Source organism: Nonomuraea zeae, from assembly GCF_005889725.1.
Classification (GTDB): Bacteria; Actinomycetota; Actinomycetes; order Streptosporangiales; family Streptosporangiaceae; genus Nonomuraea; species Nonomuraea zeae.
Genome location: NZ_VCKX01000172.1, coordinates 1 through 26121, shown reverse-complemented (window position 1 = coordinate 26121; position 26121 = coordinate 1). Strand labels below are relative to the sequence as shown.

Annotated in this window: 22 protein-coding genes; 11 read left to right on the top strand and 11 right to left on the bottom strand. The window is 71.3% G+C overall.

The features are described 5' to 3' along the window. Nucleotides 1-10 precede the first annotated feature (10 nt). Both ETD85_RS39650 and ETD85_RS39645 read right to left on the bottom strand, forming a co-directional pair. The gene (locus ETD85_RS39650; RefSeq protein ID WP_240779728.1) at nt 11-1162 is read right to left on the bottom strand and encodes a beta-propeller domain-containing protein; all 1152 of its coding nucleotides are present in this window, start codon (nt 1160-1162) and stop codon (nt 11-13) included. Nucleotides 1163-1194: 32 nt separating this feature from the next. Continuing rightward, entirely contained in the window at nt 1195-3474 is a 2280-nt protein-coding gene (locus ETD85_RS39645) for a protein kinase domain-containing protein (RefSeq protein WP_138694971.1), read from the bottom strand. A gap of 73 nt (nt 3475-3547) precedes the next feature. On the opposite strand from ETD85_RS39645, the gene ETD85_RS39640 reads away from it, so the two are divergent. From ETD85_RS39640 to ETD85_RS39625, 4 genes are all read left to right on the top strand, one after another. Beyond that, nucleotides 3548-5053: a succinic semialdehyde dehydrogenase gene (locus tag ETD85_RS39640; protein WP_138694970.1), complete on the top strand. Its 1506-nt coding sequence runs from the start codon at nt 3548-3550 to the stop codon at nt 5051-5053. A gap of 69 nt (nt 5054-5122) precedes the next feature. After that, nucleotides 5123-5710 (top strand): TetR/AcrR family transcriptional regulator, encoded by a 588-nt coding sequence (locus tag ETD85_RS39635; RefSeq protein WP_138694969.1) that lies wholly within the window; start codon nt 5123-5125, stop codon nt 5708-5710. 28 nt (nt 5711-5738) lie between these two features. Continuing rightward, nucleotides 5739-6485: an MBL fold metallo-hydrolase gene (locus ETD85_RS39630; protein ID WP_138694968.1), complete on the top strand. Its 747-nt coding sequence runs from the start codon at nt 5739-5741 to the stop codon at nt 6483-6485. Between the two features lie 162 nt (nt 6486-6647). Beyond that, the gene (locus tag ETD85_RS39625) at nt 6648-7751 is read left to right on the top strand and encodes a PLP-dependent cysteine synthase family protein (protein WP_138694967.1); all 1104 of its coding nucleotides are present in this window, start codon (nt 6648-6650) and stop codon (nt 7749-7751) included. A 77-nt stretch (nt 7752-7828) separates the two neighbouring features. Here ETD85_RS39625 and ETD85_RS39620 read toward each other — a convergent pair whose 3' ends face one another. Further along, nucleotides 7829-8572: an N-acetyltransferase gene (locus tag ETD85_RS39620; RefSeq protein ID WP_138694966.1), complete on the bottom strand. Its 744-nt coding sequence runs from the start codon at nt 8570-8572 to the stop codon at nt 7829-7831. Between the two features lie 89 nt (nt 8573-8661). Here ETD85_RS39620 and ETD85_RS39615 point away from each other — a divergent pair, with 89 nt between their 5' ends. Both ETD85_RS39615 and ETD85_RS39610 read left to right on the top strand, forming a co-directional pair. Then, nucleotides 8662-10155, top strand: coding sequence for a DUF885 family protein (locus tag ETD85_RS39615; protein ID WP_138694965.1), 1494 nt, complete (start codon nt 8662-8664; stop codon nt 10153-10155). 121 nt (nt 10156-10276) lie between these two features. Continuing rightward, on the top strand, nt 10277-11152 hold the full coding sequence (locus tag ETD85_RS39610; RefSeq protein ID WP_170247098.1) for an SDR family NAD(P)-dependent oxidoreductase: 876 nt from the start codon (nt 10277-10279) through the stop codon (nt 11150-11152). On the opposite strand, the gene ETD85_RS39605 is transcribed toward ETD85_RS39610, so the two are convergent. Beyond that, nucleotides 11143-12087 carry a DUF2207 domain-containing protein gene (locus ETD85_RS39605; protein ID WP_138694963.1) on the bottom strand — a complete coding sequence of 315 codons (945 nt, stop codon included), beginning with the start codon at nt 12085-12087 and terminating at the stop codon, nt 11143-11145. The genes ETD85_RS39610 and ETD85_RS39605 overlap by 10 nt on opposite strands. Before the next feature lie 97 nt (nt 12088-12184). On the opposite strand from ETD85_RS39605, the gene guaA reads away from it, so the two are divergent. Next, nucleotides 12185-13732, top strand: coding sequence for a glutamine-hydrolyzing GMP synthase (gene guaA / locus ETD85_RS39600; protein WP_138694962.1), 1548 nt, complete (start codon nt 12185-12187; stop codon nt 13730-13732). 57 nt (nt 13733-13789) lie between these two features. Here guaA and ETD85_RS39595 read toward each other — a convergent pair whose 3' ends face one another. Then, entirely contained in the window at nt 13790-14092 is a 303-nt protein-coding gene (locus ETD85_RS39595) for an ArsR/SmtB family transcription factor (RefSeq protein ID WP_138694961.1), read from the bottom strand. Between the two features lie 163 nt (nt 14093-14255). On the opposite strand from ETD85_RS39595, the gene ETD85_RS39590 reads away from it, so the two are divergent. The 4 genes from ETD85_RS39590 to ETD85_RS39575 all read left to right on the top strand — a co-directional run bounded on the left by ETD85_RS39590 (nt 14256) and on the right by ETD85_RS39575 (nt 19091). Next, the gene (locus ETD85_RS39590) at nt 14256-15692 is read left to right on the top strand and encodes an FAD-dependent monooxygenase (RefSeq protein ID WP_240779727.1); all 1437 of its coding nucleotides are present in this window, start codon (nt 14256-14258) and stop codon (nt 15690-15692) included. Nucleotides 15693-15892: 200 nt separating this feature from the next. Continuing rightward, a complete protein-coding gene (locus tag ETD85_RS39585; protein ID WP_138694960.1) occupies nt 15893-17071 on the top strand; it encodes a PP2C family protein-serine/threonine phosphatase in 1179 nt (392 codons plus the stop codon). Further along, the gene (locus tag ETD85_RS39580) at nt 17068-18633 is read left to right on the top strand and encodes a sensor histidine kinase (RefSeq protein WP_170247097.1); all 1566 of its coding nucleotides are present in this window, start codon (nt 17068-17070) and stop codon (nt 18631-18633) included. Before ETD85_RS39585 ends, ETD85_RS39580 begins: the two co-directional genes overlap by 4 nt. Then, nucleotides 18630-19091, top strand: coding sequence for a response regulator (locus ETD85_RS39575; RefSeq protein WP_138694959.1), 462 nt, complete (start codon nt 18630-18632; stop codon nt 19089-19091). The genes ETD85_RS39580 and ETD85_RS39575 overlap by 4 nt, the downstream gene beginning before the upstream one ends. A gap of 34 nt (nt 19092-19125) precedes the next feature. On the opposite strand, the gene ETD85_RS39570 is transcribed toward ETD85_RS39575, so the two are convergent. The 6 genes from ETD85_RS39570 to ETD85_RS63610 form a co-directional block, all read right to left on the bottom strand. Further along, nucleotides 19126-20634 (bottom strand): hypothetical protein, encoded by a 1509-nt coding sequence (locus ETD85_RS39570; protein WP_138694958.1) that lies wholly within the window; start codon nt 20632-20634, stop codon nt 19126-19128. 30 nt (nt 20635-20664) lie between these two features. Beyond that, entirely contained in the window at nt 20665-21333 is a 669-nt protein-coding gene (locus ETD85_RS39565; protein ID WP_138694957.1) for a polysaccharide deacetylase family protein, read from the bottom strand. A gap of 42 nt (nt 21334-21375) precedes the next feature. After that, entirely contained in the window at nt 21376-22149 is a 774-nt protein-coding gene (locus ETD85_RS39560; protein WP_138694956.1) for a class I SAM-dependent methyltransferase, read from the bottom strand. Between the two features lie 7 nt (nt 22150-22156). Next, entirely contained in the window at nt 22157-22855 is a 699-nt protein-coding gene (locus ETD85_RS39555) for a class I SAM-dependent methyltransferase (protein WP_138694955.1), read from the bottom strand. Continuing rightward, on the bottom strand, nt 22855-24072 hold the full coding sequence (locus ETD85_RS39550; protein ID WP_138694954.1) for a glycosyltransferase: 1218 nt from the start codon (nt 24070-24072) through the stop codon (nt 22855-22857). The genes ETD85_RS39555 and ETD85_RS39550 overlap by 1 nt, the downstream gene beginning before the upstream one ends. Before the next feature lie 110 nt (nt 24073-24182). Then, a partial coding sequence (locus tag ETD85_RS63610; protein WP_170247096.1) for a hypothetical protein occupies nt 24183-26121 on the bottom strand: 1939 nt, incomplete at its 5' end.

Genomic DNA, 26121 nt, shown 5'->3' with positions numbered 1-26121 from the left:
TTTAAATCAATTATACAGTCTCTCCAGTTGGAGTATAAACAGAAGCATGTGTAGTTGGTGTTTGTAGAGTATATACAATCTTTTTTTTTTTTTTGGCCGGGGCGGCGCTGGAGGTGGTGGCCGGCGTGTCCTCGACCGGGAGCGGGCGGACCGGGGTGAACCACCAGCGCGGGTTGCTCGTCACGTACAGGCTCGTGCCGGTGCCGTAGACGGTGTCGCCGTCGGCGGCCAGGCTGATCGGGTCGGTGCCGGCCGCGGTCACGCCCTGCGCCAGGTCGATGGTGTGCACGGTGAGCAGCGAGGTGCCGGTGTAGTCGGCCGGGTGGCTGACCCGCTCGCACGCGACCGTGTCCTTCTTGACGCTCCCGGACGCGTCCGTGATCTCGATCTTGGGCAGCCAGGCGTCGAGCGGCGTCTTGCGGACCGCCTCCTGGTTGATCCTGGTCCGCTCGGCTTCCGAGACGTCGTCCTTCGGCTGCGGGAACGTGATCTCCGGCCCGCTGCGGGTGACCAGCCGGACCGTGGAGCCGATCATCCTGGCGTCCACGTACGAGCCCTGCGGCTTGATCCGGCTCAGGATCTTGGGCTCACCGGCCAGGTCGACCAGCACGTACTCGGTCTCGCCGGGCGGCGCGAAGGACTTGTACATGATGTCGCCGCCGCGGAAGAACACCAGCGCGCGGTCCCCGGAGACCAGCAGGTCGGCGGCGCCGCCGCCGGGGCGGCCCGTGTCCGTGAGCTTGAGCGAGGCGGTGACCTTCCTGGTGGCCGTGTCGACGATCCGCAGGGTCCCGTCGTTGACCGTGATGACGCGGTTGCCGTCCGTCTTGACCAGGTCCGGCTCGTCCACGCCGGCTTCGTGCACGTTGGTCGTGGAGTGCTCCGGCGCCTCCGCCGTGCTCTTGGCGTTGGGGGTGACCGACCTGGCGTCCTCCATGTACATCAGCGGCACGGCGTTGCCGAACCCCCATGGGCCGACGTTCCGGGCGGCGTGCTCGCGCAGGCCGGACAGCGCGTCGTCGCAGTCGTTGTAGGCCACCAGGCGGACGGCGCCGAGGCTCACCTTGGGGGGCGGCGCCGTTCCTCCTGTGGAAGAGGTGCAGGCGGCCGTCACCGTCGCGAGTGCCGCGGCGGTCACAGCCGTACGGATCAGCGTCTTCATGCCCTCATTGACGGCTGTCCGAGTCAGATGGTTCAGGAGCCTCTGTTTGGATTGATGGTGAAAATCGGGCTGAAGTCCAGGTCATCCGGCACTTCCAGCAGTTTGCGCAGGAGCTTGCCGTTGAAGTCGATCACCTGGACCTCGTCGTTGGCGTTGTTGTTCTGCTCCCAGCAGTAGAGGTGGGTCTCGTCGTACCAGCCGAGGACCTTGTCGCAGTCGGAGTAGAACTTGCGGATGCGCTCGCCGGAGGAGGCGTCCCAGAGGCAGTGGTCGCCGTCGCCGCCGTTGGGGCAGTTGGTGACGAACGACTTGCCCGAGGGCGAGAAGATGTCCTGCGTGCCGGCGGACAGGGTGCCGATGCCCTGCGCGGAGTGGGTGGACTTGCCCTGGGCGTCGAAGAAGCGCAGGCCGAGGTTCTTCTCGTCGCCGTAGACGTTGACCGTGCCCTCGTCGTCGCCGTCGAAGCCGTAGGCCGTCTTCCTGACCGAGCTGTCCTGGACGAGGACCGGAACGGCCTTCGCCGCGGCCACGTCCACCACGACGAAGCCGGTGTAGAACCAGGTGCTGCCGGTCTTCTTCTCGACGTTCAGCAGGATCTTCGAGCCGTCCTTCGACCAGGCCCTGATGCTGCTGATCGCCGGCTCCTTGACGGTCTTGATCGTCGTTCGCCGGCTCGTCTCCCGGTCGATGACGACGATGAAGTCGAAGTCGTCGGAGCTGTACTGCTTGCTCCTGGTCGCGAGGTAGCGGCCGTCGGGCGAGACCATCGACTCCCGGTTGTCGGAGTATTTCGAGAACGTGCCGCGCAGTGAGCCCCTGGCGTAGTCGACCCACTCCTTCAGCTTCTCGTCGTAGATCTCGTAGGAGGTCAGGACGATCGCGTCGGACGGGTTCTCGTAGAGCGAGATCTCGCCGCCGGGCAGAGCCCGCTTGGTGCCGGTCCGCGGCACGCCGGCGGCCTGGGTCTGGGACGGGCTGGGCGTCGTCGTCGTACGCCGGGTCGAGGTCGGGGTCGGGGTGGGGCCCGCCATCGACGACTTGTCGAACTGGATGAACACGACCACGCCGGCGAGCAGCAGCAACGCGACGGCCACCGTGATGCCGGCGATCACCGGGGCCCGGTTCTTGCTCTGCCGGGTCGCCGGGCCGTAGGCGCTGGACTGCCCGGTGTGCGGCCCGTAGGGCGGCGCGGGCTGATGCCACTGCCCCTGGTGGGGCGGTTGTCCTTGATGGGGCGGTTGTCCCTGGTGCGGTGGCATGAACTGGCCGGAGTGCGGCGGCACAGGCCCGGACGGCGGCCCGGCGTACTGGACGGGCCCGGAGCCGGACGGTGGCCCGGCGTGCTGGACGGGGCCGGAGTAGGGGCCGGCGCCCTGGGGGACGGGCCCCGCGTAGTGCGGTCCCGAGCCCTGGGGCGGCATGGAGTTCGGGGGCACCGGGCCCGAGGGGAAAGGCTGCGGCGCGGCCTCGGCGGCGGCCTGCGCGAGGATGCCGGACCTGGGCGCCGGGTGCTGCAGCAGCCGCATGATCACCTGCTCGGCGGTGGGCCGCTGCGCGGGGTCCTTGGACAGGCAGTCGGCCACGACGTCACGCAGCGGCCCGTCGAGCACGCCCAGGTCGGGGTTCTGGTTGAGCACCCGGTTGATCACCGCGGGCATCGTGTCGCTCCCGAACGGCGCCCGCCCCGACGCGGCGAAGACCATCGCGCTGCCCCACGAGAACATGTCGGCGGCGGGCCCGACGGCATGCCCCATGATCTGCTCGGGCGGCATGTACGACGGCGTGCCCACCACCATGCTGCTGATCGTCGAGGTGGCGTTCAGCGCGCGGGCGATGCCGAAGTCGATCACCCGCGGCCCGTCGGCCCCGATGATCACGTTGGCCGGCTTGAAGTCGCGGTGCACGATCCCGGCCTGATGGATGGCGGCCAGCGCGGTGGCGGTGCCGATGGCCAGCCGGTGCAGCACCGTCCCGGTGCGCGGCCCCTCCTCCTGCACGACCCGCTGTAACGACGGCCCTTCGATGAACTCGCTGATGATGTACGGCCGGTCCTGCTCGACGCCGGTGCCCAGGACGGCGGCCGTGCAGAACGGAGCCACCTGCTGGGCCACCTGGACCTCGCGCAGGAACCGCTCGACGCTCACCTGGTCGCCTGACAGATCGGGTCGCAGCCACTTCACGGCCACCTGCGTGCCCGAGTGGTCCTCACCGAGGTAGACGACGCCCTGACCGCCCTCTCCGAGCCTGCCGACAAGACCGAGGCCCCCCAGCCGCTGTGGATCTCCGGGTCGTAGCGGAGCGAAGGATGCCATGAAGGGATTCTGGCCCTATGCCGCGGATCCGCAAAAACTACCGGCGGGTAGCGCAGCGGAATATCCTTCGGACATGCACGTGACGTCCAGCGGTAGGACACGGCACATCGCCTCCCCCTTTACCGGCGAAAACCTCGCTGAGCTGCCCATATCCGACGCTGATGACGTCAGGAGGGCATACGAACGGGCCAGGGCCGCCCAGATCGAGTGGTCGGCCAGATCCGCCGCGGCGCGGGCGAAACCGTTCCTGCTGCTGCACGACGCGATCCTCGATCGCAGGAGCGAGATCCTGGACATCGTCCAGAACGAGACCGGCAAGGCGCGCAAGCACGCCTTCGAGGAGGTGCTCGACGTCGCGGGCTGCAGCCTCTACTACGCCCGCCGCGCGCCCGGCCTGCTCGCGCCGCGCGGGCGCAAGGGCATCTTCCCCGCCGCCACCCGTGTGGCGGAGCTGCGCCAGCCCAAGGGCGTGGTCGCGCTGATCTCCCCGTGGAACTACCCGCTGGCGCTCGGCGTCACCGACGCGGTGCCCGCGCTGCTGGCCGGCAACGCGATCGTCCACAAGCCGGACACCCAGACCGCCATGTCCACGCTGTGGACCATCGACCTGCTGGCCGAGCTGGGCATGCCGCGCGAGATCTGGCAGGTCGTCCTGGGCGAGCCCGCCGAGATCGGCGACGCGCTGCTGGACCACGCCGACTATGTGGCGTTCACCGGCTCCACGCGCGGTGGCAGGAAGATCGCCGAGGAGGCGGCCAAGCGGCTCATCGGCTGCTCGCTGGAGCTCGGCGGCAAGAACCCGATGGTGGTGCTCGACGACGCCGACGTGGACCTGGCCGTCCAGGGGGCCATCAGGGGCTGCTTCGCGAACGCCGGACAGCTCTGCCTGTCGATCGAACGCCTCTACGTGCACGCCGCGCTGTTCGACACGTTCGCCACGCGCTTCGCCGAGCAGGTCGGGCGGCTCAAGCTCGGCGCGGGCCACGACTGGTCGGTGCAGATGGGCTCGCTCACCTCGCAGCGCCAGCTCGACGCGGTCAGCGCGCACGTGGCCGACGCCGTGGACAAGGGGGCGACGGTGCTGACCGGGGGCCGGGCCAGGCCCGACCTCGGCCCGCTGTTCTACGAGCCGACCGTGCTGACCGGGGTCGCCGAGGACATGGAGCTGTGCCGCAACGAGACGTTCGGGCCGGTGGTGGCGCTCTATCCGTTCTCCTCCGACGACGAGGTGGTCGAGCTGGCCAACGACACCATCTACGGCCTGAACGCCTCCATCTGGACCGCCAGCCTCACGCGCGGCCGCGCGCTGGCCGCCCGCGTCCGGGCCGGCACCGTGAACATCAACGAGGGGTACGCCTCCGCCTACGCCTCCTATGACGCGCCCATGGGGGGCATGAAGGCGTCGGGGCTCGGGCGCAGGCACGGCGCCGAGGGGCTGTTGCGTTACACCGAGTCGAAGACGGTGGCCACGCAGGCGAGCTGGCTGGGGTTCGAGCCGCCGCGCGGGCTGCCGTACGAGAAGTGGGCGAACACGCTGGCCGCCACGCTCAAGACGATGCGGAGACTGCGGCTGAAGTAGCCGGGCCGCGCTCGGTCGGCGGTCTGTGCGAGCCGGGGGCGGCTCGCGGTTTTCGTATACGCTGTATACGTGAACGAGCAGGGTACGGCCGCGCGCATCGTGGCCGTCGCGCAGCGGATACTCGTCGAGCAGGGCGTCGAGGCGGTCAGCATGCGGCGGGTCGGCGATGCGGTGGGCATCACGGCCATGGCCATCTACCGGCACTTCCCGAACAGGGAGGCCCTGCTGCGGGCCGTCGCCGACCGCAGCGCCAGGGAGCTGGCCGAGGCGTGGACGCGGCGCTCCTCCTCAGGCGGGACGCTGGAGGAGCGGATCTCGGGGGCCCTGGACGATTTTCTCGACGTCGCGCTCGGCAGCCCGCACCTCTACCGGTTCCTGATCTCCGACGCGTGGGCGGGCGCGCGGCGCTTCCCCGAGGACTTCCGCGACGGTCAGGGGCCGCCGTTCAGCGTCGTCACCACGCTGGTGGAGGAGGGGATGCGGACGGGGCTGCTGCGCGAGGACGACGTCCTGGAGACCACGCTGGCCGTCACGTCGTGCGCGCAAGGGCTGGTCCAGCAGTACCTGAGCGGCCGGATCGGGATGGACGAGGCCGACTTCCGGGCGCTCTGCCACCGCTCGACGTGGCGGGTCATCAATGGGCTGCTGGTGGACTAGCCGGGAATAACAGTGTGTCGTTGCGCCCATGGAGATTCGTTACGCCGGAGGGCCGACGGCGGTGGTGGAGATCGGCGGCTTGCGCCTGGTGACCGACCCCACGTTCGACCCGCCCGGCAAGTATCCGATCGGGGACTGGGCGCTCGAGAAGACGTCGGGGCCCGCGTTCGGGTTCGACGACATCGGCCCGGTGGACGCGGTGCTGCTCTCGCACGACCAGCATCCCGACAATCTTGACAATGCCGGGCGGATCGCCCTGTCGAACGTGCCGCTGGTGCTCTCCACGGAGTCGGCGGCCTCGCGGCTGCCCGGGGTGCCCGTACGTGCCCTGTCCAACTGGGCCTTCCACGAGTTCGGCGAGTCGCTGCGGGTGACCGGGGTGCCCGCGCAGCACGGGCCGCCGGGGACCGAGCACCTGCTGGGGGAGGTGACCGGGTTCGTGCTCAGCGGAGACGGGCTGCCGACCGTGTACGTGAGCGGGGACAACGCCTCGCTGGACGTCGTGCGCGCGGTCGCCAGGTGGGCCGGGCGGGTGGACGTGGCGCTGCTGTTCGCGGGCCGGGCCCGGGCGCCGTTCGTCGACGGGGATCTGACGCTGTCGAGCGAGGACGCGGTCAGGGCCGCCGAGATCCTCGGGGTGCGGTACGTGGTGCCGCTGCACTTCGAGCACTGGGAGCACTTCACGCAGGGGAGGGACACGGTGGCGCGGGCGTTCGCCGGCTCCGGCGACCGGCTCCGGCTGCTCGCGCCGGGGGAGCGCGTCTCGCTCTCCTGAGCGATGCCCGGGCTTCCGAGCGACGCGCGGTGCGGCCGGCGGGCTGCTCGCTCGTGGCGAACGGCGCTCGCTCGTGGCGAACGGCGCTCGCTCGTGGCGAACGGTGCTCGCTCGTGGCGAACGGACGCGGCCCGGGCCGGCCGGGCCTGACATGGTGGAGCGGTGACCTGGAACGCGCGAGCCCTCGACGTGCTGGCAGCGGGGGCGCCCACCCCGCTGATCGACTTCCCCCTGCCTGGGTCCGGGATCAGGCTGCTGCTGAAGAACGAGTCGGCGCACCCGACCGGCAGCCTGCGGCACCGGCATGCCAGGGCGCTGTTCCGCCAGGCCGTGCTCGACGGCTCGGTCACCGAGGGCACGACCGTGGTGGAGGCGACGGGCGGCAACGCGGCCGTGGCCCAGGCGTGGTTCGCCCAGCGGCTCGGGCTGCCGTACATCGCGGTCATGCCGGGCGCCCGCAGCCCGGCGCGGGCCGGGCCGGTGGAGGCGCTGGGCGGGGAGTGCAGGTTCGTGACGCCGCCACTGGCGATCTACGACGCGGCACGCCGGATCGAGGGGCACTTCCTGGACCAGTTCGGGCGGGCGGTCCCGCACGATCTGGCGGAGGAGCTGTTCGGCCAGGTGCGGCCCGACTGGGTGGTGGCTGGGGCGGGCACCGGCGCGACGTCGGCAACGCTCGGCGGCTGGCTCCGGGATCAGGACACGACCCGCCGGGGCGCGGTTGCCGATCCGGATGACCACGGCGTGACCCGCCAGGTTTCGACGGCCGACCCGGATGACCAGGGTGCGGTCCGCCGGGTCCCGATGACCGACCCGGATGACCATGGCGCGACCTGCCGGGTCGCCGTGGCCGACCCGGATAATTCCGCGTATTTCCCGGGCTGGACCCTGGACACCCCCGACTACGCCACCGGCATGCCGTCGCGCATCGAGGGCATCGGCCGGCCGCGAGTAGAGCCCGGGTTCCGCCCCGACCTGGTCGACCTGGTGATCCCCGTGCCGGACGCGGCCTCCGTGGCGGCGGCCAGGCAGCTCAGGGAGGTCACCGGGCTGCCGGTGGGCGCCTCTTCCGGCACGGCGCTGTGGGCGGCGCTTGAGCTGGTCGAGCGCATGCGGGCCAGGGGCGAGACCGGCACGGTGGTGTCGCTGCTGGGAGACGCGGCAGAGCGGCATCTGGCGACCTGCCACGACGACGAGTGGGCCGCCGTGAAGGGGCTCGACGTCGGCCAATACACCGACGAACTGCGCCGCCGGACCTGCGTATGAGGCCACCGGGCCCGCGTATGAGTCCATCGGGCCCGCGTATGAGACCGCCCGACCCCCTTATGAGGCCGGAAGGGGGGTCAGACGAGGGGGTGGCTGACCCAGACGTTCGGCTCCACGTAGACGGCGTGGTCGTGGGCCAGGTCGCAGTGCACCGGGCTGAGCGCCCCCGGCACCTCGATCGCCCCGGAGCGGTCGAACGGCAGCCCGGTCCACCGCCGCCACTCCTCCAGCGTGCCCGTGACCACCATCGAGCGCGGCGCCACCTTGACGATCTTCCCGCCGGCCCGCACGTGCACCCGCAGCCACGCGTCGTGCGGCAGGCCGTCCGGACGGGTCCGGTAGGCGTACTCGGTCATGGGGGTGTGCGGTTCGAGGTGCTTGCCGTTCGGCCTGACCGGCGCGACCAGCTCGCTGTAGCCGAGCCGGGCGGCGTGCTCGCGCATGGCCGCCAGCATCTGCGACGACAGCCCCGTGCCGAGCAGATCCCGGCGTACGGTGATCTCCAGCGCGGAGACGCCGTCCGGCCGCGTGCCCCGCGCGCGGCCCAGCCACCCCGACCGGATCACGCCGTCCCATCCGTCGTCCGGCAGCTCGGGCCCTCCCACCACGTACGGGGTCATGCAGGCCCGCGCCACCAGCCGGCCGGGCTCCGCGTCGTCGTCGGCCACCAGCACGTGCTCGGCGTGCGTCGTGGTCGCGAACGGATAGAACAGGTCGGCGATCGGATCCTGCAACATGAACTCGTGCCACGTGTGGTCCATGTCGAACAACGACGACCCGAGCTCGGGGCGTTCGGCGAGTGTCGTGATCTTGAGGGCCATGCGGACAATTTTCACATTCCACGAGACCGGAATGCGCCTGAATTATCCGAAACTGATCTCGTGCGCAGCTGTGCGCTAGCGTCGGCGACATGACAGAACTTGATGCCAGGCTGCGGGCCATCACCGACTTGACCGTGGCCGAGGCGCGTGAGGGCGGCGGCCGGCACGAGTACGACGGCCGGATCCAGGACCTGTCTCCCGGCGGCGTACGGGACGGGCTGGCCAGGCTCGGCCAGGGGCCCGCACCCGCCGATCCGCATGACGCCAGGCACCTGGAGGTGTTCGAGGAGAGCCTGCGCACCCAGTACGCCGAGCTGGAGCTGCACCGCAAAAACCCCCTGATCCACCTGTCCAACCTCGACCTGGCCTGTTACGACCGTGACTACGGCCCGCAGGAGGAGCGGGAGGCGGCCAAGGCGGCCCACCTGGCGCTCTGGCCCGACGCCGTGCGCCACGCGATCGACTCCCTCGACCAGGTCACGGCTCCCGTCGCGCAGTCGCTGGTCGGCGCGGCCAGGGGCCTGTCGGCCGGCATCACGGACGAGTCCGCGCTGGAGGCGCACGGGCGGCTCGTCGCCCACATCGAGCGCGCCGCCGCCGATGGCGACCCCGACGCCGCGCTCGGCGGCGAGGCCCTGGCCCGGCTGATGGGCACGGCCGAAGGGCTGCCCGTCGACCTCGGCCGGCTGGCGCAGCGGGCCGACGCCGAGCGGGACCGGCTGATGGGGCTGCTCACCGAGGCGTGCGCCAAGCTGGGGGAGAAGGGGCGGGCGCCGCTGGACGTCGTACGCGAGCTGGTCAAGGACCACCCCGACGCCGACGGCGTGATCGAGGCGGCGCGGATCGGCACGGAGAAGGCCATCGCGTTCACCCGCGAGAAGGACCTCGTGCCCTACCACGACGGTGAGTGCCTGGTCGGGCTGGCTCCCGAGTCGCGGCGCTGGGCGATGGCGATGATGGCCTGGAACTCGCCCGGCGAGCCCGAGGGCCCGTCCTGGTACTACATCACGCCGCCCGACTCCTCCTGGCCCGCGCAGGATCAGGAGGAGTGGCTGGAGGTGTTCAGCCGGGCCACCCTGCCGGCGATCAACGTGCACGAGGTCGCTCCCGGGCACTTCTCGCACGGAAGGGCGCTGCGCCGGGCGCCGTCGGAGGTGCGCAGGCTGCTGCAGTCCATGTCGTTCATCGAGGGCTGGGCGCACTATGCCGAGGAGCTGTGCGTCGAGGAGGGGTTCGAGTCCGGCGACCCGCGCTTCGAGATCGGCGTGTGGGTGGAGGCGCTGATCCGCGTCACCCGGCTGGCCTGCGCGATCGGCGTGCACACCGGGCAGATGACGGTCGAGGAGGGGGCCAGGCGCTTCGAGTCCGACACGCATCTGGCGGGGCCCGCCGCGTTGTCGGAGGCGCGGCGGGCGTCGTTCGACCCGACGTACGGGCGCTACACCTGGGGCAAGCTGCTCATCCTCGACCTGCGCGAGCAGGCGCGCAAGGAGTGGGGCGCGGGGTTCAGCCTGCAGCGCTTCCACAAGGCGCTGTTCGATCTCGGTTCGCCGCCCCTGGGGCTGATCGGCGACATCCTGTAGCGTCCGAGCTGACCGGCTGAGATCGCCCGAAAGCCCCGAAAGCCCCGAAAGCGCTGGGTCGGCCGAGGCCGGTCAGGAGGCGTCCTGTGGCGGCGGTCGGGTTGGGCAGGGAGGTCGGTCCGTGCGCGAGCTCTCCGGCAAGGTGGCGGTGGTGACGGGTGCGGCCAGCGGGATAGGACGGGCGCTGGCCGTCCGGTTGGCGGCCGAGGGCATGACGCTGATGCTCGCCGACGTCGACCCCGGCGGCCTCGCGGAGACGAGCATGCTCGCGGAGGCGTCACTCGCTGAGACCGGCGGTCTCTCGGAGGCGTCACCCGCGCCGGCCCGCCGGCCCCGGGTGCTCACGCAGGTCACGGACGTCTCCGACGCCGCCGCCGTCCAGCACCTGTCCGACCGCTGCTTCGGCGAGCTCGGCGCCGTGCACGTCCTCTGCAACAACGCCGGCGTCTTCCAGGGCGGCCACATGTGGACCCGTACGCAGGAGGACTTCGCCTGGCTGCTCGGCGTGAACCTGTGGGGAGTGCTGCACGGCATCCGCTCGTTCGTGCCGCGCATGGTCGAGCAGGACACCGAGGGCCACATCGTCAACACGGTGTCGGTGGCCGGGCTGTTCGCCACGCAGGGGGCGGGGGGTTACGCGGTCACCAAATACGCCGCGCTGGCCGCCTCCCAGGCGCTCGCCCAGGACCTGGCCGCCACGGGGTCGAAGCTGCGGGTGACCGCGCTCTGCCCCGGCGCGGTCAGGACCCGCATCGGCGACTCGGCACGCGTACGCCCCGACGGGCCCGCCACCGCCCGCACCCAGGACGAGCGGGACATGGAGGAGGCGATCGGCAGGTCCGCCGAGCGCGGGATCGAGCCGTCCGAAGTGGCGGAGCTGGTCGTGCGGGCCGTGCGCGAGGAGCGGTTCCTGGTGCTGACCGATCCCAAGTACGCCGAGCGCTTACGGGCGCACACTGAGACCCTGCTCACCGGCGGCCTGCCCGGCTACCAGTGACGCTCGTGGGCCAGCACCCGCACCACCGTGCCGTTGCGCGGTCTGAACAGCAGCCGGACGGAGTCGCCCGGCAGCACGTCCTGGTAGACGCCCTGATCGACCAGGAACGCGGTGGCCTGCTCCGAGCTGCCGTCGTGCAGGGCGATGTGGAACTCCGGCGCGCCGGCGCCGCCCGGCCCCGCGGCGACCCACCGCTTGACGACGTGGCCGGTGACCTCCTGGCGCTTGGGGCCTTCCGGGACCGGCCCGGCGGCCTCGATCTCCACGCCGTGCCAGCCGCTGCCGGTGAAGATCCACTCCTGCTCCGGGCGCACCGGGGCCGGGCCGGACCTGGCCACCTCCCGCCCGCGCGCCGTCAGCAGGAATCCCCGTCCCCCCATGAGGAGCCCCACTCCCGCCACGAACGACACCATGGTCGCGATCATCCCCGGCCACGACAGGCCGGCCGCCGACACGGTGGCGTACCAGGGGACGACGAGCCCGGCGGCCAGCAGCACCGGCACGATCAGGCTCGGCCAGCGCCGCCGCGCGAGACCGAGGTCGATGGCGCACTGCCGGACGAGCGGGACGAAGCCGCCGTCCAGGTCGCGCCCTTCGGGCATGAGCGCGACCACCCGCGCGTACGGGGCGCCGGCCAGGCGATCGGTGACCCGTTCCAGCACCCACCGCTCGTACGCCGCCAACGGCTCACCCCCGGCCCCGGTCAGGGACAGCCGGTCGCCCTCGATCGACACCTGCCCGCGCCCGGCCAGCTCGGACAGCGTCGAATGGAACACCTCCTGCGACCGCATCCCGCGTAAGAGCTCCGCCACGGGTGCGGGCACCTCGTACCGCTCGGGCAGGCCCGGCACGCGCCCGCGGCTGGACAACTTGAAGGCGGCGGCCAGCGTGGCGACCCACAGAGCCCACGCCGTCGCCGGCCAGACAAGATCCATTGTTCTGTGTTAGCACGAGTGCCGGTACCAGGCCAGGCGTAATGCACAAGGCCGATACACTGAGGGCACCGCATTTCGCCTTTGGGGGGTTCTCTCGGTGTCTGAATTCGACACAGTGCTGGTGGTCGACTTCGGCGCGCAGTACGCGCAGCTCATCGCCAGGCGCGTGCGCGAGTGCCACGTCTATTCCGAGATCGTTCCCTCGACCATGCCGGTCGAGGAGATGATGGCGAAGAACCCCAAGGCGATCATCCTGTCCGGCGGCCCCTCCTCGGTCTACGCCGAGGGCGCGCCGCCCGTGCCGCACGGGCTGTTCGCCACCGGCGTACCCACGTTCGGCATCTGCTACGGCTTCCAGGCCATGGCGCAGGCGCTGGGCGGCGAGGTGGCCCGCACGGGCATCGCCGAATACGGCGGCACCGCGCTGGAGGTCCTCGACGAGGGCGTCATCTTCGCGGGCCTGCCCGCGAGCCAGACCGTCTGGATGTCACACGGCGACAGCGTCGCCGCCGCGCCCGAGGGCTTCGCGGTGACCGCCTCGACCCGCGAGACGCCGGTCGCCGCCTTCGAGCACGTCGAGCGTGGCCTCTACGGCGTGCAGTTCCACCCCGAGGTGCTGCACTCCGAGCACGGCCAGGCGGTGCTCAAGCACTTCCTCGACGCGGCCGGCTGCCGCCCCTCGTGGACCATGCTCAACATCGTCGAAGACTCCGTCGAGGCCGTCCGCCGCCAGGTCGGTGACGGCCGCGCGATCTGCGCGCTGTCGGGCGGCGTCGACTCCGCGGTGGCCGCAGCGATCGTCCAGCGCGCCATCGGCGAGCGGCTGACCTGCGTCTTCGTCGACCACGGCCTGCTGCGCAAGGGCGAGGCCGAGCAGGTGGAGCGCGACTTCGTGGCCGCCACGGGCGTGAAGCTGCGCGTCGTGGACGCGGCCGACCGCTTCCTGAAGGCGCTCGAAGGCGTCTCCGACCCGGAGGACAAGCGCAAGATCATCGGGCGCGAGTTCATCCGCGTCTTCGAGGACGAGCAGCGCGCCATCATGGCCGACGGGCCGGTGGAGTTCCTGGTCCAGGGCACCCTTTACCCCGACGTGGTGGAGTCGGGCGGCGGCACCGGCACCGCCAACATCAAGTCCCACCACAATGTCGGCGGCCTGCCGGAGGATCTGCAGTTCAAGCTGGTGGAGCCGCTGCGGGCGCTGTTCAAGGACGAGGTGCGGCGCGCGGGCGAGGAGCTGGGACTGCCGTCGGCGATGGTCTGGCGCCAGCCGTTCCCGGGCCCCGGCCTGGGCATCCGCATCGTCGGGGAGGTCACCCGCGACCGCCTCGCACTGCTGCGCGAGGCCGACGCGATCGCCCGCGAGGAGCTCTCGCGGGCCGGTCTCGACCGCCAGATCTGGCAGTGCCCGGTGGTGCTGCTGGCCGACGTGCGGTCGGTGGGGGTGCAGGGAGACGGGCGCACGTACGGGCACCCGGTGGTCCTGCGGCCGGTGACGTCGGAGGACGCGATGACGGCCGACTGGTCGCGCGTGCCCTATGAGACGCTGGCCCGCATCTCCACGCGGATCACGAACGAGGTCCCGGAGGTCAACCGGGTGGTGCTCGATGTGACGAGCAAGCCCCCGGGCACCATCGAGTGGGAGTAACCCCCACCGCAGGCTGAAACCCTCATTTACACGGCGCCTACGCGTGGTCGAGGGCCTTCATGAGGCGGCCTGCTCCTCGGCCAGGACCAGCTCGACCAGTCCCGGGAAGCGGGCGTCGAGGTCGTCGCGCCGGAGCCGGATGAACAGCTTGCGGCCCTCCGGCCGCTGGTAGATGACGCCTGCCTCGCGCAGCGCCCGCCAGTGGCCGGTCAGCGTCGACTTCGGCACGTCCGGTACGACTTCGCCGCAGAAGAGCTCCTCGCCCGAGGCCAGCGCCCGGACGATCTGCACCCGCACCGGGTGCCCGAGGGCGGCGAAGACGTCCACCAGCTGGATCTGGTCACGCGATGGGTGCAGCATGCCGTCAATCGTACGGAACTTGCGAACAGTGATTTGACGGGACACCCAGGTTCGTACGAGGATCCCGTATGGAGGGACTGTTCGACGCTCCCGTACAAACAGACGAAACCGGAGCGGCGGGCCCGGTGTTCGATCGGTGGGCGCAGGAAGAAGGAGGTCTGCCGTGTTCGAGGTCGTCGTCGTGGGTGGCGGTCCCGTGGGCATGTTGCTGGCCGCCGAGCTGGGGCTGCAGGGCGTACGCCCGCTGGTGCTCGAACGCCACCGGGTCCCCACCGGCGAGTCCAAGGCGGGGACGCTGCATGCCCGTACCGCCCAGAGCCTGGACCGGCGGGGGCTGCTGGAGGCGGTGGGGCGGACCACGTACGGGAGCGTGAGCTTCCACTTCTCCGGGATGTTCGGGCTCGACCTGGGGGCCGTCACGGACGGCGGGCCGAGCATCGTGGGGAGCCCGCAGGCGTGGGCCGAGCAGGTGTTCGCGCGCCGCGCGGCGGCGCTCGGCGCGGAGATCAGGCGCGGGCAGGAGGTCACCGGGCTCGTGCAGCACGACGGCCACGTGACGCTGACCGTCAACGGGCGCGAGCTGGCCGCCCGGTACGTCGTCGGCGCCGACGGCGCGCGCAGCGTCGTGCGGCAGGCGGCGGGCATACCGTTCGCCGGCACGGGGGCGCGGGTCGCCGCGCTGATGGGCGACGTGCGGCTGCTCGACCCGTACGGCGTGCCGCCCGGCTACACCCGCACCCCGCGCGGCTGGATCATCGTCTGGCTGAACCCGGCCGGGCACAGCCGCCTCACCACCTACGATTTCCGCGCCCCGCACGCCGACCGGGAGGCGCCCGTCACGCTGGAGGAGCTTCAGGCCGCCGCCGAGCACATCGCCGGCCGCCCGGTCCCCATGGCCGACCCGCGCGGCCTGTCCCGCTACGGCGACGCCGCCCTGCAGGCCGAGACCTACCGCCAGGGCCGCGTGCTGCTGGCGGGCGACGCCGCCCACGTGCACTTCCCGTGGGGCGGCCAGGGCCTCAACACCGGGCTGGAGGACGCGTTCAACCTGGGCTGGAAGCTGGCGGCCGAGGCGCGCGGGACCGCGCCGGACGGGCTGCTCGACTCCTACCACGCCGAGCGGCACCCGGTCGGGGCGCGGGTGCTGTGGAACGTACGGGCGCAGACCGCGCTGGCCGACCCCGACCCCGCGGTGGACCCGCTGCGCGAGCTCTTCGCCGAGCTGATGCGCTTCGACCAGGTCAACGAGTACCTGAGCGGGATGATCAGCGCGGTGGACACGACCTACGACGTGGGCGTGCCCGGAGCCGGGCGGATGGCGGCGGACCTGGAGCTGAAGACCGCCGGCGGGGAGCTGCGCCTGGCGCAGGCGCTGCACGGCGGGCGGGGCCTGCTGCTCGACCTCGCCGGACGCGACGACCTGGTGGGGACGGCCGCCCGGTGGGGGAGCCGGGTGGACGTGCTCAGGGGCCGCGCGGACCACGTCGCCGACGCGCTGCTCGTCCGGCCCGACGGCTACGTGGCGTGGACCTCGGCCGCCCGCGGTCACTCGCTCGAAGCGTCACTTGAACGATGGTTCGGCGCGCCTGACGCGGACTGATCGCCGGCAACCGGCCTGGTCGAAGGGCGTTGGCCACCGTGCATACCGCGCGCGCGGCTAAAATTCATTTATCTATGCACGCATATAACGACTCTTTCTGGGAAAAGTGGGCACCTCTGGGCCAACTTCGCACGGTAGTTGGCAATGAGACGCCTGATGCGCCGGTACGTTCGGCGCATCAAGAGGGGTGACCTGCCTACATGGCCCAAGCACGTGACCGGGGCAAGCAGCCACTGGTGCTGCTCGTCGAAGACGATCCGCAAGACGCGCTGATCGTTCAGGAGCTGCTGGACGACAGCGGCTTCGACGTGCGCCTGGAGCTGGCGCGCTCGGTGGACGAGGCGCGCCGACAGCTGGCGCGGCTGCGGCCGCAGTGCGTGCTGCTCGATCTCGGCCTGCCCGACGCGTACGAGTTCTCTGCCTTGTCCTCCGTGCTGGAGGAGGCAGGGGACGCCGCGGTCGTCGTGCTGACGGGGCTGGCCGAGGAGCAGGCGGGGCTCGCGGCGGTGACCGCGGGAGCGCAGGACTACCTGGTCAAGGGCCGGGTGGAGGCCGAGTGGCTGGGCCGGACGCTGCGCTACGCCATCCAGCGCAAGCAGGCCGAGCAGGCGGCGGTGGCGCTGCACGCCGAGCGCGTGCGCGCGAAGGAGAACGCCCGCCTGGAGCGCGGGCTGCTGCCCACGCCGCTGCTCGGTGACATGCCGATCGTGGTCGCCTCCCGTTACCGGGCCAGCAGGGGCTCGGCCACGCTCGGCGGCGACTTCTTCGACGTCGTCGAGTCCGACGACAAGGTCGTGCACGCGGTGATCGGGGATGTGTGCGGGCACGGCCCGGACGAGGCCGCCCTGGGCGTCTGCCTGCGCATCGCCTGGCGCACGCTGGTGCTCAGCGGAGTGACGGGCACGTCGCTGCTGCGGCAGCTCGAACGGATCCTGAAGGCGGAGCGGGCGGGCGGGGAGATCTTCGCGACGATGTCCACGCTGATGCTGGAGCCCGACCAGCGAACGATACGCGTCTGGCGGGCCGGCCACCCGGGGATGCTGGTGCACGCCCCGGACGGGGTGTCGCTGGCCGAGCCTGAGCCCGGCCCGGCGCTCGGCCTGCCGATGGAGGGGAACTGGCGCGAGCACGTCATGGAGCTGCCCGCCGGCGGCGGGCTCACCCTGTTCACCGACGGCCTGTTCGAGCGCCGCCTGCCCGGTGAGTCGCCTCGGTGGCTGGGGGAGGAAGGACTGCTCGAACTCGCCGGCAAACGGGCGGGCCTCGACGGCGAGAGCTTCCTCGACGCGCTGATCGCCGACGTCGAGGCGATCGCCGCTCCCGAGACAGCCGCGGACGACATCGCCGTGGTACACCTTCGCTGGAAAGACGAATCTTGAGCAGCAGCAGCACGACTTCCACCACGCTCTGGCGGCGCCTGACGGTGCACGGCTGGTTCGTCGTGGTGCTCGCCACCATCACGGTGCTGGTCTTCGCCTGCGCCGCCGTGGCCACGATCATGCTCGGCCGCACCACCCGGCTGTCGGACGAGCTCACCGAACGCCTCTCACCGGCCAGGATCGAAGCCGCCGAGCTGCAGAACGCCCTGCTCGACCAGGAGACCGGCGTGCGCGGCTTCCTGCTGACGGGCGACCGGGAGTTCCTGCGCCCGTACTCGGAGGGGCTGGCCGCCGAGCGGCGCAGCACCGGGGGGCTCAAGGGCCTCGTCGGAGACCGCCCCGCGCTGCTGAAGGAGCTGAACGCGGTCGGCGCCGCGGCCGCCGCCTGGCGTACGAGCTACGCCGAGCCGGCCATCGTCGCCAAGCAGGCGGACGACGACGTCCAGGACGCCTCGGCGGGCAAGCAGTCGTTCGACCAGGTCAGAACGCTGCTGGGGCGGCTGACCGAGCAGCTGGGCGAGTCCCGCGCGCAGGTCCAGGCGGAGCTGAGGCAGGTGCAGGGCATCCGCGACTGGGCGTTCGTCGCGATGCTCGTGCTCTTCCTGCTGGCCGGGATCGCGATGACGGTCCTGGTCCGCCGCGCGGTCGGCCGGCCGCTCGACGGGCTGCGGGTGGCCTCCCGGCGCATCGCGACGGGGGACTTCGACCACCCCATCCCCGAGCACGGCCCGGCGGACCTCCGCGAGGTGTTCAAAGACGTCGACTTGATGCGCACCAAGATGGTGCAGGCGCTGAGCGAGTCCCGCGAGCAGCAGAGCCTGCTGCGCGAGCAGGCGATGGAGCTGCGGCGCTCGAACGGCGAGCTGGAGCAGTTCGCGTACGTGGCCTCCCACGACCTGCAGGAGCCGCTGCGCAAGATCGCCACCTTCTGCCAGCTGCTGGAGAAGCGGTACGGGCACGTGCTGGACGACCGCGGAGCGCAGTACATCCACTTCGCGGTGGACGGCGCGACCCGGATGCAGGTGCTGATCAACGACCTGCTGAGCTTCTCCCGGGTGGGCCGCCTGTACGACGACCACAAGCCGGTCGAGCTGGACGAGGCACTCGACAAGGCGCTCGACGACCTGTCCGCGGCCATCGAGGAGTCGGGCGCCGAGATCGAGCGCCCCGAGCGGCTGCCCGGCGTCGTCGGCGACCCCACGATGCTGAGCCTGCTCTGGCAGAACCTCGTCGGCAACGCGATCAAGTTCCGCAACCCGGAGAGATCGCCGCGCATCAAGATCGCGTACGAGCCCGCCGACGAGCAGGGCTGGCAGTTCTCCGTCACCGACAACGGCATCGGCGTCGAGGCCGAGTTCGCCGAGAAGATCTTCGTCATCTTCCAGCGCCTGCACAACCGCGAGGCCTACAGCGGCACCGGCATCGGTTTGGCGATGTGCCGGAAGATCGTCGAGAATCATGGAGGCCGGATCTGGCTGGACACCGACCACACGACCGGCGCCCGCCTCTGCTTCACCCTGCCCGGCCCCACACAGCACCAGATCGAAGGAAACAACTCATGACCACTCCGCAACCGATCGAGGTGCTGCTTGTCGAGGACGATCCCGGCGACGAGCTCATCACGCGCGAGGCGTTCGAGGACAACAAGATCAAGAACCGGCTCCACGTCGTCCGCGACGGCCTGGAGGCGCTGGACTTCGTCTACCAGCGTGGCGCGCACGGCGACGCGCCCCGGCCCGACCTCATCCTCCTGGACCTGAACCTGCCCAAATACGACGGTCGCCAGGTGCTGGAGCAGATCAAGGGCGACCCGGAGCTGCGGGCGATCCCGATCGTCGTGCTGACGACCTCCTCGGCGGAGGAGGACATATTGCGCAGCTACAAGCTGTTCGCCAACGCCTACGTGACCAAGCCCGTGGACCTGGAGCGGTTCCTGGCCGTCATCCGCCAGATCGACGAGTTCTTCGTCACCGTGGTGCGGCTCCCCGGCCAGGTCCGGACGCCCGGTCAGCCCAGCTGATCCGGCGGCTCCCCGGCCTGGTCCGCACGCCCGGTCAGCCCAGCTGATCCGGCGGCTTCGAGGCAGGGGCATCCCCGACGGGCTCGACGAGTTCGGGCTCCCGTACGCGGCGGGCCGGCCGCGCCAGCCGTACGAGCGCCAGCAGCAGCCGCCCCACGCTCCCCAGCGCCAGCGGCACCAGCAGCGCCCCGATGAAGATCGGCGCGGCCATGTACCGGAAGTCCTGCGCCGAGATGTTGGCCAGGACCGTGAGCTGCTGCCCCGCCACCACCGCCGCGACCCCCAGCACGTACCGGTTCCGCAGCGCCAGGGCCCCCAGCACCACCGCCAGATAGGACACGTACGCCCACAGCGCCCCCCGCCACAGCACCCAGTCGTACTCAGGAGCCAGCGCGCCCGTCAGGTACGGATCGGCCACCTGGTTCAGCTCGGCGGACAGCGGGCGCAGCGAGAAGACCCACCGGCCGGGGAAGTCCGGCACCTTGGCCGGCCCCACGTACGTGTCGGCGTTGGGCCGCCGCGAGAGCCGGTAGGTCATCCCCCCGGTCGCGAGGTCGTCCTGCACCGGCCGCCACGCGATCGACCCCCGGCACAGGCGGGTGTCCACGATCATGCGCGGCTCGGTGGTCAGCAGGCGCCGCCACAGGCCGAGCAGCTCGGTGGCGTGCGCGTCGGCCTGCTGCCAGCTGAAGTCCTGCCGCCAGATCAGCGGGTTGACCGTGTAGCAGGTGCCGCCCTCCCACCACCGGCGCAGCGGGGCCACGGACGTCATGAGCGCGATGTCCTGGCCGCTGAACAGCTCGGGACGGTCCCGGTAGGCGACCGCGATGTCGCCGAAGGCCGTGTGGTAGACGTACGTTTTCGACGGGGCGGCGATGCCGAACTGCGGGAACACCAGGTTGCTGAGCAGCAGGGGCAGGGCGGCGGCGAAGGTGCCGGTGAGCAGCAGCCGCACCCGCTTGGCCCGGACGATCACCATCAGCGCGAGTACGGCCACGCCCACGACGAGGAAACCGTTCGCGCGGAAGAGCCCCAGCAGCGTCGTGAGCGTGCCCAGCCCGACCAGCGCAGGCACGGACACGGTCCGCCTGGCCGCCATCCGCGCGCACACGCCGGCGATCGCGATCGCGCAGATCGTGAACGGCACGTCCTTCCACAACGTCACGGCGAACGCGCCCACCGGCGGCGCCAGCGGCATCAGCACGGCGACGGCCGTGGTGAGCAGGCGCGGCGCTCCGAGCGCCTTGAGCGACTGCGCCAGGAACGTCAGCGCCCCGGCCATGGCCGTCGTCTGCGCGAAGCTGACGGCGCCCAGGTCACCCGTCTTGGTGAAGCTCAGCCACATCAGCGCGTCGTAGACCACCGAGTGATCGCTGATCCAGGGGCCGACGACGGTGTGGCTGAGATAGAGGACCGAATCGCGGCTGAACAGACCGGGGTAGAGCGCCGCCCACCAGCATCCGAGCACCGCCTGGATGATCAGGAAGGTCGTGAGCGCGACCCACGGCCTGGGCTTCGTGACGGTCGCGGTGTCGCTCCCCATGGTTCCCATTCCCGAGTGCCGGGAGACGCGTCAGAAGTAGCTTGTCCCGGCCTCCGGACCCTTGCCCCGTAGCAGGGTCGGCACCGTGACGAAATGGTAGCCGCGCTTCTTGAGCTCCCTGATGGTCCCCGGCATGGCCTTGACCGTCGCGGGGACCGTGTCGTGCATGAGGATCACGCCGTTGCGCTGGGCCAGCCTGAGCACGGCCGCCTTGATCTTCTTGGCGTCGCGCAGCTTCCAGTCGAGCGTCGTGCCCGTCCACAGGATCTGGCTCAGCTCGGTCTGATCCGCCAGGCCGAGCACGCGGTCGTCGGTGTGCCCGTAGGGCGGCCGGAACATCTCCGGCTGCTGCCCCGTGGCCTGCTCGATCAGCTCCTGGGTGGTCTTGAGCTCGTCGAGGATCTCGTTGTCCAGCAGCGTCGGCAGCGAGGGGTGGGAGTAGGTGTGGTTGCCGACGGCGTGCCCCTGCTCGAGCGTCTGCTTGGCGATCGAGGGCAGCTGCTCCACCTTCTTGCCCATGAGGAAGAAGGTCGCCTTGACCCCCTCCTTCTTGAGCGTCTTGAGCAGCGTGGGCGTGCCCGGGCCAGGACCGTCGTCGAACGTCAGCGCCAGGCACTTGACCCGGTTGCAGTCGACCGTCGTCTGGGCGGGGACGGAGGTCATGGCCAGCGCGGCCGCGAGTAGGGCATGAATCACCACATGTCACAGCCTAGAGCCCCGGCTGATCGTTCGTGCGTCGAGCTAATCTCGCTTTCCGAACACTCTCAGATCTGTGCCGTACACCGCCCGGTGCAGGGTCCGCGAGACCTCCGGGACGAGCGAGTGCTCCGCCGCCCACTCCTCCACGGTCGCGATCGGCACGGGGGCGATCCACTGGCGGGCGACCAGGAGGTCGTGCACGCGGCCGGCGAGGTTGCGCCAGAGCGGCCGCGCGCTCATGTCCTGATAAATCAGGATCCCGCCGGGGCGGACGGCCGCGCACGCCTTCCCGAACACGCCACGCTGCCACGCCTCGGGCACCTGGTGCAGCACGTCCTGCAGCAGCACCACGTCATAGGTACGGGACCGCCAGCGCGACCGGGCGTCGCGATACTCGAAGTGCAGGCTGGACCCGGTGCCACCGGCCCGCACGTCCCCCTGCCCGTCCGGCTGTGCGCCCGTCTGTGCATGGGTCTGTGGGCCGGTCTGTGGGCCGGTCTGTGCGGCCATCTGCACGGCCATCCGGGCCGCCATCCGCGCGGCCAGCCCGACGGCGATCGGGCAGGGATCGAACCCGTGCCCCTCGATCCGCAGCCCCCTGGCCGCCATGAGGCCCAGGGCCAGACCGGAGCCGCAGCCGACGTCGAGCACGGTGGCGCCTTCGGGCACGTACCCGATCATCTCCTCGAACGGGCAGGTCAGCACCCGCAGCCGCTGCTTGAGCCGCTGCGCGGGCGGGGCCTCCGCGTAGAGCCGCCACGCGTCCTGGACCAACTGGCGCCGGTCGAACGAGGGCCGGTCGTGCACGAGTGACACGCGGCGCTCACCTCCCCAGCCGGGCACGAAGGAACAACGTCACGCCCTTGAACGACTTGACCGGCAGGTAGCGCTCGGCCCGGACGATCGCCGACAGGCCCGCGTTGACCAGGAGCGGCGTCCGCTGCAGGTCGCTGCCCTCGGACCGGCGGCGGTGCCGGGCCACGAAGGGGCGCAGCAGCACGTTCCAGCTCCAGACGCGATCGACGCGCAGCCCGGCCTTCTCGACGACGACGGTCAGCGACTCGCGGCCGTAGCGGCGTACGTGGCCGACGGCGTCGTCATGGGCCGACCACAGCGCCATGTCGCACGGCACCGCGATCAGCGCGTGCCCGCCGGGCGCCAGCACCCTGGCGATCTCCTCGGCCGCCAGGTGGTCCTCACGGATGTGCTCCAGCACGTCGAACGCGGTCACCAGGTCCACGCTGCCGGACTCGAACGGCAGCGCCCGCGCGTCGGCGCGCACGGCCTTGAGACCGCGCTCCCTGGCCATCTCCACGGCCGTCTCGCAGTAGTCGGCCGCGGTGGCGTCCCAGCCCTCCTCGGCCAGCACCCTGGTGTTCCCGCCGCCCGCGGCGCCGATGTCCAGCGCCCGCCCGGGACGGCCGAGCCCGCGCAGCTCCCTGCGCAGGATGGCCCGGCGCTCGCGATACCACCAGTGGGTGTCCTCGAGCGCGATCAGGCGGCGGATCTCAGTGGTTTCCATCAATTCCTCGTACGGGAGAAGACCCAGCGGTCCAGAGCGGTGAAGCGGAGCAGGGTGAGCAGGCAGTACGTGGCGACGACCGCGCCCACCTCGGCCGTGGGCCCGGCCTCGGGGGGCACCGCGAGCACGGCCGCGGTGGTGAGCGCGTAATTGGCGAGGAAGAGCACGGCCGCGCGGATGTGCATGGTGGTGCGGCGGATGGCGCCGAAGGTCCAGCGGCGATTCGCCTCGATGTTCATGAACCCGGCCAGTACGAGCGCGCCGAGATTCGCCGTCGCGGGGGACCAGATTTCCCGTAGTGGGAGATAAAGCAGCGTGTACAGAATTCCGGAAATAACGCCTATAGCGGCGAACGAGGTGAATTTCGCCATCGTCACCGCCCGGGGCCGGGCCACCACCGCGTCCGGATGCGTGGGCGTCGGCTCCGACCGCGTCACCTCCACCCGCGCCCGGCCCATCGACATCGACCAGGCGACCCTGGCCAGGCCCTTCAAGTCGTCGATCGCCGTTTTGACCACCCGCACCCGCGAGTCGATGTCCTCGATCCAGTCGACGGGCACCTCGTGCACCCGCAGCCCGTTGTGCTCGGCCAGCAGGAGCAGCTCGGTGTCGAAGAACCAGGCGTCGTCCTCGATCTTGTCCATCAGGGGTCTGACCACTTCGGTCCTGGCCGCCTTGAAGCCGCACTGGGCGTCGCTGAAGCCCGCGCCGAACCCGTACCTGAGCAGGGCGTTGTAGCCGCGCGAGACCAGCTCGCGGCGCACCGAGCGGCGGGTGCGCGAGCCGGGCGCCAGCCGGGTGCCGATGGCGATCTCGGAGTGCCCGCTGGCCACCGAGGCGACCAGCGGGAACAGGGCGTCGAGGTCGGTGGACAGATCGACGTCCATGTACGCGACGATGTCGGCCGGGCTGTCCTGCCAGGCCGCGCGCAGAGCCGCCCCCCGGCCCCGGATGTCGAGCCGGTGGGCGTGCACGCGCTCGTACTCGGCGGCCAGCGCGGTGGCGACCGGCCAGGTGGCGTCGGTGCTGCCGTTGTCCACGATCGTGATGCGCCACGGCAGCGGGAATCGCTCGTCGAGGAAATCGGCCAGCGTGCTCACGCAGCCGGGCAGCGCGCGCTCCTCGTTGAGCACAGGGATGACGATGTCGACACTCGCCAGCCGGGCGGCGGTGTCGAGGACGCGGGGGCCCGGCTCCATGGCGGCACGCGTGTCCATATATCCCCTGACTTCTAGCTCGGTGGCCGACCTCCAGGGAAATGGTGCTGGGCCCGTCCAGCGGGGCGCGTGCTGTTTCTCCGCACCCTTTCGATCAACGGGCAGACTTTTTACCGTCCGGTGAGTTCGTAGACCGAGGACGTCGCGTTCCGGAAGCGCAATCGGGCAAATTTCCCCAACTCCGGATTTATCCCGGTGAACAGCCATTTGACGCCGTATTTTTGGCTGAGTAGCTGGACACCGGCCGCCGAGGGCTTCCTGAACGCCGCGTCGTTCGCCGCCAGCCGGCCCGGATCCGCGAACGGCACCATGAGGTACGGGGTCGTGAACAGCTTGGCCCGCGACAGCGTGCTCTCGGCGTACGCCCAGCCCTCCACCAGCACCCGCCGCTCGCTGAACCCGGACACCCAGAAGTGCCTGCTGTCGCACTCGAGCCACGCGACGGGCCGGCAGTGCAGGTCGGTCGCCACCACGTCATCCGGCGACGAGTGCGCGCGCAACCACCTGCCCGCCTCCTGCGCGCCCTGGGGGATCAGGACCGCGCGTTCGTCCTCCTCCGGCAGCACGTGCGCGATCACCTCACGGGCGGACGTCGGCAGCGCGTACCCGCCGAGCAGCGCGATCACCGCCAGCACGTATCCGCGCCGCCACACCGCGAGCGCCGCCGCCACGAGCATCAGGTACGGGACCACGACCCGCAGCAGCGCCCCGCCGGTGACCCCGGCCTGCGACACCAGCACGGCCGCCGCCACCCCCAGCGCCACCATGCAGCCGCTCAGCCACAGCGGCACCCGACGCGCGGCCAGCATGCCGCACACCGCCGCGACCGACAGGTAGGGCCTGACCCCTTCGAGGAAGTACAGCTGCGCGTCCGACGGATGCCCCAGCAGCACGATCGCGCCGATCCCGGCCAGCCCGACGCCCACCGGCAGCAGCACGGGCGGCTCCAGCAGCCGCCTGCCCAGACCCGCCACCCCGCCCCACACGCAGGCCAGGCAGAACAGGTGCACGGCGGTCAGCACCACCAGCGGCACCGTGGGCTCGGCGGCCAGCGCCGGCATGTCCACACCCGTCACCACGCCCCAGACCGTCCGCATCGTCGCGAACGGCGCGACCGCCGTCCCCTGGGCCCCTCGCCCGAACACCACGAACTGCGCGATCAGCAGGCACACCAGCGTGCCCGCCGCGGGCACCAGCCACTCGGCCCGCAGCCGCCGCTCGACCACCCACCGCACGGCCACCACGACCAGCAGCCCCGCCAGCAGCAGCGGCAGGAACGTGGCCTTCGCCCCCGTCAGCGCCAGCAGCAGCAGGCCCAGCGCCACCAGGGCGGGCCGCCGCCACCCGCCGGTGAGGAGCAGCATCACGGGGACGAACAGCAACGCCCCGAACGTCTGCGTGGGACTCGCCCAGGCGGTGAACATCGATCGCGTCGGAAAGACCACGCCCTCCTGGAGCACCGGCCCGAACAGGAAGTACGTAACCGCGACCGCCGCGACCCCGCCGCCCCAGCGCCCGCTGAGCCGCCGGCCGAGCACCGCCACGAGCACGACCGTCGCCGCCGTCATCGGCAGCGTGGCGAGCCGGTAGACCAGCGTCACCGGCTCGATCCCGGTGACCCAGCTCGTGGCGGCCATCTCGGCGTAGACGAACCAGTGGTAGGACAGCCGCTCGCCCAGCACCGACGGCAGGGTCGGGGGCACGTGGTTCTTCACCTCGCCGACCAGGGCCAGGTGGTAGGGCATGTCCACGTACGCCGCGCCGATCGGCAGCCGATACAGGAAGAGCGTGCTCCACGTGATCAGGTAGGCGACCACGCCGGCCAGCGCCCAGGCGCACCAGGCGGGCATGCGCTCCCCGCTGCCGCCGGCGCCGCCGGTGCCGCGCCAGTGCCGCCGCAGGCCGGGCACGCAGGCGAACGCGCCGAGCACGGCCGCGGGCGGGACCAGCACGAGCAACGGCAGCCCGGCCGCCCTGGCCGGGATGTAGGCCAGCACCTCGATCGCATAGCCGAGCGCCAGCCCGGCCGCCACCTCCCCGGCCCGCGAC